The following is a 9,809-nucleotide window of genomic DNA, read 5'->3' as shown; positions in this document are numbered from 1 at the left end:
GTTGGAAGCCGGTTTTCATCCCCGACGGATTCCGCTCCCCAGGGCCGCCTCCAAACATCCAATCCCGCCTCCGCTCCCTCCTCCCGCTTTTCTGCGTATCTTTCTCACTTAAACCCCAATTAACCAATAAAGAAAAACCACTTATAGATTTTGTCTATAAATACCTCGATTATATCCGAATTATCAATTAGACCTAATAAATAATTAGTGATAAGATCAAAATATACAAAAAAAATTAGGAACAAGATCATGACGGAGGGAAAAGGTATGGGTTTTACAAACACGAAAAAGGGACTGGCTTTGTCGGGGGTTCTGCTGGGTTTGACCGCGGTGGTTTTGGCGGCGTCGGGCAATCCAAAAAACATGGCTATCTGCATTGCCTGTTTTATCAGGGACACGGCGGGAGCCATGAAATTTCATCAGGCGGCGGTTGTACAGTATGCAAGGCCGGAGATTACGGGAATTATACTGGGGGCCTTTCTCATCTCTTTGCTGACAAAAGAGTACAGATCGACGGCGGGATCTGCGCCGATGATCAGGTTTGTGCTGGGAATGATGATGATGATCGGAGCGCTGGCATTTTTGGGATGTCCCCTGCGCATGCTGATCCGTATGTCGGCTGGAGACTTGAATGCCTATGTAGCTCTGGTGGGATTTATAGCTGGAATATTTACCGGCACCCTGGTTTTGAGAAAGGGATTCAGCCTGGGAAGGTCTTATGATACCAGACCGTCAAACGGATACATACTGCCTGTGGCGGTTACGGTAATTTTAATTTTGAGCGTGGCCACACAACTGCTGGCATTTAGTGAAAAGGGGCCTGGAAGCATGCATGCTCCGGTCATTATTTCCTTAACAGCCGGGCTGGTCTTCGGGGCGGTTTCACAAAAGTGCAGAACCTGTTTCGCAGGAAGTGTCAGAGATGTGATTTTAATGAAAAATTTTGATCTGCTCACCATCATTGGAGGATTTTTTGTTGTAATGACTGTGCATAACCTGGTGACCGGAGGATTCCATCTTTCTTTTACCGGACAGCCTGTGGCGCATGCCCAGCATCTATGGAATTTCCTGGGATTGTATGTGGTTGGTTTTGCGGCGGTCTTAGCAGGCGGATGCCCCCTGCGGCAGTTGGTTTTAGCCGGACAGGGCTCAGGTGATGCGGCGGTTACATTTCTTGGACTTTTTGTAGGAGCGGCAGTGTGCCATAATTTTGGATTGGCAGGAGCGGCAGCGTCTGCGGACCCGGTCTCGGCGGGGGGACTTGGGATGGCCGGTAAAGCGGCGGTTGTTTTATGCATTGCCGGATTGTTTATGATCGGCTTTTTTGTAAAAAAAGATGAATAATCGTAACTGTTCAGACCTGTCTGAACGGTTACAAATAATCAGAGAAAGTATAATGATCAGGAGGATATGAGGATGTTTGAAGTGGACGCAAGAGGGCTGTCTTGTCCGGAACCGTTAATGCTTACGGACCAGGCGATGAAAAACCATCCGGGAGAGAGCATAAAAGTGGTGGTGACAGAAGCTCACTCCAAGACGAATGTGGAAAAGTTTGCAAAGAACAAGGGCAGAAAAGTGACCGTAAAAGAGGTTGGACATGAATTTGAATTGGTGATAGAATAAAAACCATGAGAGCGAAAGAATTGAGATTGGTGGTAACATTTCATACGACGGCAGAATCCATTTCCATGGAAAAAAAGTGCAGGGCAGAAGGCGTCCCGGGGAGATTGATTCCGGTTCCAAGGCAGATCAGCGCCGGATGCGGGCTGGCCTGGTCGGTGTCGGCAGAGGAAGGGGAAGTGGTTAAAGCATTTATAGCCGGAAAAAACCTGCAGTTTGAAGACATGGGCGAATATTGGATTTAAGGAAATGCTGCTGAGGCAGATTTAGAGAGTCAGCTTTCGATTCCAAAGGAAGAATGAACGGCGGCGCGGTTTGCGCTGCGGAATTTGATCCGGATCAGGAATCGAATGCAGGCTCTCTTTTTTTGTTCTGAATATAGCTTGAAGACATAATTTCTATGCAAAACGTTGTCTTGAAAGCATAAAATGCAAATATTATAATAAAGGCAGAATAAAGTCAGGGATTTAACTAATCTGAATATTCCAGTTGTGAAGCAGCGGTATATTTCAGAATTTGAATATATTTTTGTATGTATTTTGGGCGGTAAAAGTTTTTGTTGCAGACCGCAGTCAGCTCCATATGGGAGTTGGGTCCTCCCAGAGAAAAACAGGCGGGAAAGGGAGTGAGGACCGTGGATTTCAAAAAAAACTCCGGAATAAATGCACAGCAGTATCCTTTGCTGACCGCCTCTAAGGTCCCGTGGAGACTGCTTGTACAAAGGGCGGTTTTCGGAGAAATCTGCGCCTCTTCAAAAATGGCGGCGGCCAGTCTGCCTGAGATGGAAGTTGGCGGCTGCAGAATGAAGGAATCATTTTTTAAGAGACGGATATCGATCCACGGATATTTACAGCCTGTTTTCACCATACCGGAACCCGCCAGAGGATGTCTGGGTGGAATGCACAGCACCAGTTCTTCCTGGATGATGGGTTCATATAACAGTTCCGGATTATAATTTGGCGGGTAAACAATGGCAATATCGGCATCTCCTGCCATTAAGAGTTTAATTCGGCCGGTGGTATCCGATTCCATCACATTGAGGTCAATTTCCGGGTACTGTTTTTTGAATTCCAGAATGGAAAGCGGGATGATTCCGTCCCTCCGGTTTCTGGGGCAGGCCAGATTCAGACGCCCTTTTTTCTGATGGGCGATATCATTCAGTTCGAAATCCATTTGATTTTTTAAATGCATGATCTGGCGTGCATAATCCAGATAGCGTTCACCAAAATAAGTGGGCTTCAGTTTGCCGTTCACCCGCTGAAAAATCTTTGCTCCGGCCATTTTCTCATGAGTCTGCAGAAAGCGGGATAGGGTTGGCTGGGCAATATATAACTGGTCGGCGGCTTTTGAGATATTTTCCTGCTCAGCTATGGCAATGATGTACTGCAGTTCGCGGAAATCCATAAATGCTCCTTTCTTACCCCGTTGTATAGCATTTTGCTATATTTAATTATATAAGATATTCATTTGGTATGTCAATTCGGTTTGGGGATTGACGTTGGGTACTACGAATTAAATGTCTGCCGGCGGACATTAAAATAATAGGAGGAATTTAATATGACACCAAGAATCGAAACCCTGTATCACTACATCCGGGATACGCGGATGACCATTTGCACGGAAAAGGCCAGGTTATTTACGGAAGCTTACAAAAAATATGATGGGGATCCGGATGTAGTGCGCACGGCGAAGGCTCAGGCGTATATGCTGGATCACATAAATATTTTCATCCTGGAGGGAGATTTGATTGCCGGCGCCCCCGCATCACAGCCCCTGGGCCTGGAAGCCGATTTCTGGACGAGAGGATGCTGGAGAAAAGAAGGAGTGGAATCCCTGAGAGAAGAGGGAACCCATTATATCAGTGAGGAAAGCGTAAAAGATATGGAAGAGCTGGCGGATTACTGGCAGCATTTCACCGCTGAATATAAGATGCTGGATTTGTTTGATGAAAAAATGTGGGCATGGAAAAAGAGCGGATACCATCTTCCGCGGAACAAGACCATAGAAGAAGCTGCCGGCTCCGGCCTGGCTCTGAGCAGCCTGTCCATCTTCCCGGAACAGGAATTCGCCAGCATAAATTATGAATTTGCTCTGAAGACCGGACTGAGGGCCAACATTGAAAAAGCGAAACAAAAACTGGCGGAAATTGATTGTTTTGAATTGAAAACCGATTATGATGTGGACCGGGTATATTCCCTCAGGGCCATGGTGATCATCAATGAAGCTGTGATAAGGTGGGCTCACCGCTATGCCAGTCTGGCTGAGGAACAGGCGGAAAACTGTAAGGATGAAAAGCGCAGGAAAGAACTGTTAAAGATAGCGGAAAGCTGCCGCAGAGTGCCTGAATTCCCGGCGGAGACCTTTATAGACGCCCTGCATTTTCAGTGGTTTATTTATATTCTTACCCACTATATGAATGTGATGCCTTTAGGCAGGGCGGATCAGTATATGTATCCCTATTTCAAACATGATATGGAAGAGGGCACAATGGATGAGGAAACCGCTTTGGAATATCTCCAGTGCCTGAGGCTGAAATATCTCCAGATCCGCTCTACCTCCGGCGGCCAGCACCGTAAAAAATGGTCCGGCCAGGCGGCGTGGAGGTCTGTTACCATCGGCGGCGTAAAACCGGACGGAACCGACGCAACCAATGAGCTGACCTATCTTTTCCTGGAAGCCGCAATGCGGTGCCGTACACCGCACCATACGATTACGCTCCGCGTTCACGAAGGTACGCCGCCGAAGCTGATGCAGAAAGCCATTGAGCTTGTGAAGACCGGAATCGGTATGCCGTCGTTTGTCAGTGATGCTTCCTACATAAAAACGCTGATGGATAAGGGAATGCCTTTGGAGGCGGCCCGGGATTATTACATTGTGGGCTGTCTGGATGTGACGGTGCCGGAAGGCTGGGGACAGTTATTTTCCATGTGCTGCAATGCCCTTCCATTTGATACATTTCTGCACAACGGCTACAGCCCCATTGAGGATCATGCGGTCGGTCCCAAGACAGGGGATCCCCGGGATATGAAGAGCTTTGAGGAATTCATGGATCGGCTGGTGGATCATTATGAGTGGTATTTTAAATGTTACGCCGCAGACAGGCAGATCCGCTTTAATATCAGGCGCTCCCAGCGGTTTTTACAGGACGCGCTGGCCATTTCCCTGTATCACGATGGCGTGGACGTGGGATGCAGCCCATTTTTCAGGAAACTTCCTTATCCGGGATTAGGGCCTGCGATCGGAATCGGCGTTGGGATCATCAATGTAGGGGATTCTCTGGCGGCGATTAAGAAACTGGTGTTTGAAGAAAAGAAATTCACCATGGACGAACTGTTAAATGCGTTGGATTCTAACTGGGAGGGAGAACGGAACCAGGAGATCAGGCGCATGTGCCTTGCCATTCCAAAATATGGTAATGACAATGAAGAGACGGATAAAGTGGTAGCGGATCTGTATAACCGGCTTTCGGATGTCATCCTCAATATGGACAGTTACAGGGGAACAAAATACTGCGTGGCCGCCATTTCCATCACCTCTCATGAACCGGGCGGAAAGCTGGTAGGAGCCACACCGGATGGAAGATACGCCGGATCCATATTAGCCGACGGAGGCGGATCACCGATCCAGGGCATGGACAGAAACGGCCCCACAGCTATGTTAAACAGTGCGCTGAAAATACCCCAGGAAAAATTGAATTCCCTGCTTCTCAATATGAAGCTCCATCCCAATTCCTTAAAAAAGGAAGAAGATGTGATGAAGCTGGGAGCCCTCATCCATGCATATCTGGATAACGGCGGTAAACAGATCCAGTTCAATGTGGTAAATCCGGAAACTTTGAAAAAAGCGAAAGAACATCCGGACCAGTACCGGGATTTGGTTGTAAGGGTAGCTGGATACAGCACTTATTTTACACTGCTGTCGGATGGGGTACAGGATGAAATTATAAGAAGAACCACACATGAAACATTGTAAACAGCGGTGTTTGGAGGTCTGTGCCGCTCCAGGCGGCGGAATTGGGGGTTAACATGTCTGTTGGTACAATTTTAATTTTAACAATAGCTGCAATCGTCATTTGTATTGCTTTGAACTACAAATTGAATATAAACTTAGGAATTCCGGCAATTATTTTTGCGTGGCTGATCGGCTGTTTCTGCCTCAATATGAAGGTGAAAGCAGTGGTGAACCAGTGGCCGACCAATATTGTTTTTCAATTGATGTGTATTACAATGTTCTTTGCGTTCGCTACACAGAATGGAACCATGAAAAAGGTGGCCGACGGTTTCATCTACCGTTTCAGGAAACAGACCTGGATGATACCGCTGGTAATCTATTTCGCCGGTTTCGCCATCGGAGGCATGGGCGCTCCGGGCGCCACCGCTAACATCATCATGGGTGTGATCGGTTTTAATATCGCAGCCGAGGTAGGGCTTCACCCGCTGATCATAGCGGCTGTGGCCTGCCACGGAGGGGCAGCGGGCAGCGAACTGCCATGGAGCGCCCAGGGTATTATTGCAAGAGGGGTGATTCAGGAGTACTGGCCGGATCATGCGGACAGCTATACCTGGAAATTGTGGCTGGCGTATTTAATCCTGTCATTGGTGATCTGCATCGGAGTTTCTCTGATATTTGGCGGTTTTAAGAAAAGGGCGGCTTTGGAATATTCCAAACCGGAGCCATTTACCAGGGAGCAGAGGGCTACTCTGGTCATCATCGGCTGTGTGGTAGGCCTGTCCCTGATCTTTCCGATCATCAATACGCTCTGTCCCGGAATTGCCGCTGTGAAAATGCTTGCGGGGTACATGGATATCCAGATGCTCTGTGTGGTTGGTATTCTGCTCTGCATCCTTTTGAAGCTGGGAAACCAGAAAGAGGCGATTGTGAAAGGGGTTCCCTGGAATACCATTGTCATGCTGGGCGGCATGGCGATGCTGATGAATATTGCGGGTGAAGCGGGAGCGACTGATTTTATTGCAGCGCTTTTGAGCAAAAATGTATCGCCGGGGGCAATTGTGGCCATCCTTGGAGTTTTAGCAGGATTTTTAAGCTTTTTCTCAGGAGGCATGAGCGTGGTATTCCCTATGCTGGCGGCGCTGGTTCCCCCAATTGCCGAAGCTACGGGAATACCGGCTTACGCAATGCTGGCCTCCATCTGCTGCGGAGCCAGGATTACGGCCTTGTCTCCATTCTCCACAGGCGGCGCGCTGATCATGGGAGCCAACCCGGTGGAAAAACATGCGAAACTGCTTTTTAACGGCCAGTTGGTTATCTCCCTTTTGAGCCTGGCTTTGGTCGGAATTGGCGGCCTGGTTGGAATTTTCGGTCTTTTATAATGCTGACCGAATGGTAAGAATCGTATAAGGAGGTCGGAATGGAAGGATACAGAGGGACTGTTTTTAATATTCAAAAGTTCAGCATCCATGATGGGCCGGGAATCAGAACAACCGTATTTTTAAAAGGCTGCCCCCTGCGCTGTAAATGGTGCCATAATCCGGAATCCAATGAAAGCTGTCCACAACTGATGTTTCATTCAAAGCTCTGTACCGGATGCGGAAATTGTGTGGCGGTATGCCCCGAACAGTGCATCTCAATCGTCTCTGGAACCGGAAAATCGTATACGGATTTCAGCCGGTGCAGAAACTGCGGAGCCTGCGCCTCGGAACTCATCTGCGAACACGGAGCCAGATCTCTGGCCGGTCATGAGACCACGGCGGAAGAGATCGTGGCTGAGGCAATAAAAGATAAAATCTATTTTAAAGCGTCCGGGGGCGGCGTCACGTTCAGCGGAGGAGAGCCTTTGATGCAGCCTCATTTTACCGCACAGGCCCTGAGAAAATGCAGGGAGGCGGGGATATCAACCGCGGTGGAAACCTGCGGCTTCGCCTCCTGGAACATGGCAGAGCTGGTATTTAAGGAAGCGGATTACATTCTCTATGATATCAAGCACATGGATTCGGAAACCCACAAAGCTTTGACCGGCGTTGGAAATGAACAGATACTGGAAAACCTGAACAAGGCCGTTAAAGAGCTGAACAAGCGGGTATGGCTCAGGCTGCCGTTAATCAAAGGCGTCAATGATTCCGCAGGTGAAATCGAGGCTGTGGCCCGTTTGGCGGAAAGCCTGGGCGGCATGGTGGAACAGATCTGGCTTCTGCCTTACCACAACCTGGGATTATCCAAACTGGAGGCGCTGAACATGCCGGATCAGGAGATGAAGCAGTTTCAGGCGCCGGAACAGGAGGAATTGGAACGGATGGCGAAAGTATTGGAAGTGGCTGGGGCCGGTGTGAAGATTGGGTAGAGGGAGCTGCCCCGGGGATTCCAGAGGGATGCCGGGCAGAAACTCAAAATTTTCCGCTGTGTTTTGAGTATTTGAAATAAAAATATTAAAAAAACTGCGTGGCAGTCTTGGGAAGAACCGGATGCCATGCTGTTTTTTATGCATTGGACAGTTTCTATCAGGATTCTGAAATAAGCTTTATTAGCATATATTGATATTATCTATATATACATTTCCCCTGTCTGCTGAGCCAGTTAAAAATGGCTGAAAAATTTTTTGATACTATAAAAATTAATTGAGAAAATGGGTATTGACATTCCGATAGTTTTTGTGTTATTGTGTTAATAGAGAAACAATTTAATAAAAATTTAATAGTATTCACAAAACTTATATATGCTCATAATTGGTTGAGCGTCTCTACCAACTACCGTAAATAGTTGCCTATAAGTTTTCACGGAGAATTTGTCTGTGAAAACATGGGGCGGCAAAGGCGGTAGTTTTTTTATTTGTTAGGAAAGTGCTCCTATTGAATAAAAAAGCCTTCCGGACAGAAGCTGGCCGGTGATAGGGGAGATTTCCCTAAAATTCTCTGTGAGGAATGCTGGAACAGGAGGCAAGATGGAAAACAATTGTTTTGTGCTGAAAGGCCACATCTGTTACAGTAGCGATCAAAAGACGGTGCAGATTGTGGAAAATGGGTATCTGGTTTGTGAGAACGGCGTTTCGGCCGGTGTTTACCGGGAACTGCCGGAGGGGTTTAGGGATTATCCCATGACCGATTATGGTGACAGTCTGATAATCCCTGGACTGGTTGACCTGCATATGCATGCTCCCCAGTATGCGTTCAGAGGTTTAGGCATGGATTTGGAACTGCTGGACTGGCTGAACACCCATACATTTCCGGAGGAGGCGAAGTACCGGGACTTAGAATATGCTGAAAGGGCGTACACCATTTTTGCGGACAATTTAAAGAACAGCGCAACCACCAGGGCCTGTATCTTCGCAACGATCCATACCCCGGCGACGGAGCTTTTAATGGATCTGCTGGAAGAAACGGGGATTAAGGCCATGGTAGGAAAAGTCAACATGGACCGGAATTCACCTGATATACTGGTGGAAGAGACAGAACAGTCGGCGGAAGATACCATACGCTGGCTGGAAGAGACATCAAAACGGTATCAGAATGTAAAACCTATATTAACACCGAGATTCATACCGACCTGCTCAGATGAACTGATGGAACGGCTTTCAGAGATACAGAAGCGTTATAACCTTCCGCTGCAGTCCCATTTGTCGGAAAACCAGAGTGAGATTGCATGGGTGAAGGAGCTTTGCCCCCAGTCGGAGTTTTATGGGGATGCCTATGACCGTACAGGAGCTTTTGGGGGAACGTATAAGACGATTATGGCCCATTGTGTGTGGTCCGGCGAAGAAGAACAGGACAGAATGAAGGAACGGGGCGTATTTGCAGCCCATTGTCCCCAGTCCAACATGAACCTTTCCTCAGGGATTGCCCCAATTCGGAGTTTCCTGGACAAAGGAATTAAAGTGGGGCTGGGAAGCGACATTGCAGGAGGTTTCACTGAATCCATATTCCGCGCCATGTCGGATGCCATTCAGGCGTCTAAGATGCGCTGGAGAATTCAGGATGAATCTTTAAAACCTCTCACTGTAGAGGAGGCATTTTATCTTGGAACAAAAGGAGGGGGAGAGTTTTTCGGTAACGTGGGAAGTTTTGAAAAGGGGTATGAACTGGATGCGGTTGTTCTGGATGACAGTTCTTTGAAACATCCTCAGCACTTGGGCGTCAAAGAGCGCCTGGAACGTCTGATTTACCTGGCTTGCGACAGCCAGATCAAGGCCAAATATGTGGCGGGAAATCTTATCATTCATTAAAATGGCAGCTCCCGCC

8 protein-coding genes and 1 riboswitch are annotated in these 9,809 nt (G+C 47.9%); of the genes, 7 read left to right on the top strand and 1 reads right to left on the bottom strand.

Annotated features, from left to right (window positions below; translation table 11 throughout):
* Positions 1–267 precede the first annotated feature (267 nt).
* The 3 genes from yedE to GPL15_RS09395 all read left to right on the top strand — a co-directional run bounded on the left by yedE (position 268) and on the right by GPL15_RS09395 (position 1,865).
* Entirely contained in the window at positions 268–1,344 is a 1,077-nt protein-coding gene (gene yedE / locus GPL15_RS09405; RefSeq protein WP_215698291.1) for a YedE family putative selenium transporter, read from the top strand.
* Positions 1,345–1,416: 72 nt separating this feature from the next.
* The gene (locus tag GPL15_RS09400) at positions 1,417–1,623 is read left to right on the top strand and encodes a sulfurtransferase TusA family protein (protein WP_215698289.1); all 207 of its coding nucleotides are present in this window, start codon (positions 1,417–1,419) and stop codon (positions 1,621–1,623) included.
* 5 nt (positions 1,624–1,628) lie between these two features.
* Positions 1,629–1,865, top strand: coding sequence for a DUF3343 domain-containing protein (locus GPL15_RS09395; protein ID WP_215698287.1), 237 nt, complete (start codon positions 1,629–1,631; stop codon positions 1,863–1,865).
* Positions 1,866–2,091: 226 nt separating this feature from the next.
* On the opposite strand, the gene GPL15_RS09390 is transcribed toward GPL15_RS09395, so the two are convergent.
* Positions 2,092–3,024, bottom strand: a complete 933-nt coding sequence (locus GPL15_RS09390) for a LysR family transcriptional regulator (protein ID WP_215698285.1) — start codon at positions 3,022–3,024, stop codon at positions 2,092–2,094.
* A 153-nt stretch (positions 3,025–3,177) separates the two neighbouring features.
* On the opposite strand from GPL15_RS09390, the gene GPL15_RS09385 reads away from it, so the two are divergent.
* From GPL15_RS09385 to GPL15_RS09370, 4 genes are all read left to right on the top strand, one after another.
* Complete coding sequence (locus GPL15_RS09385) at positions 3,178–5,592, top strand: pyruvate formate lyase family protein (protein ID WP_215698283.1); 2,415 nt, start codon at positions 3,178–3,180, stop codon at positions 5,590–5,592.
* 53 nt (positions 5,593–5,645) lie between these two features.
* Positions 5,646–6,950: an SLC13 family permease gene (locus GPL15_RS09380; protein ID WP_215698281.1), complete on the top strand. Its 1,305-nt coding sequence runs from the start codon at positions 5,646–5,648 to the stop codon at positions 6,948–6,950.
* A gap of 38 nt (positions 6,951–6,988) precedes the next feature.
* Positions 6,989–7,918, top strand: a complete 930-nt coding sequence (locus GPL15_RS09375) for a glycyl-radical enzyme activating protein (protein ID WP_215698279.1) — start codon at positions 6,989–6,991, stop codon at positions 7,916–7,918.
* Between the two features lie 346 nt (positions 7,919–8,264).
* Positions 8,265–8,361: riboswitch (purine riboswitch) on the top strand.
* Positions 8,362–8,515: 154 nt separating this feature from the next.
* Positions 8,516–9,793 (top strand): amidohydrolase family protein, encoded by a 1,278-nt coding sequence (locus GPL15_RS09370; protein WP_215698277.1) that lies wholly within the window; start codon positions 8,516–8,518, stop codon positions 9,791–9,793.
* Positions 9,794–9,809 lie beyond the last annotated feature (16 nt).

The sequence above is a fragment of the Clostridium sp. MCC353 genome (assembly GCF_018785315.1).
Classification (GTDB): domain Bacteria; phylum Bacillota; class Clostridia; order Lachnospirales; family Lachnospiraceae; genus CHH4-2.
The sequence above is the reverse complement of the archived record's forward strand: the minus strand, read 5'-3'. Positions and strand labels throughout refer to the sequence as shown.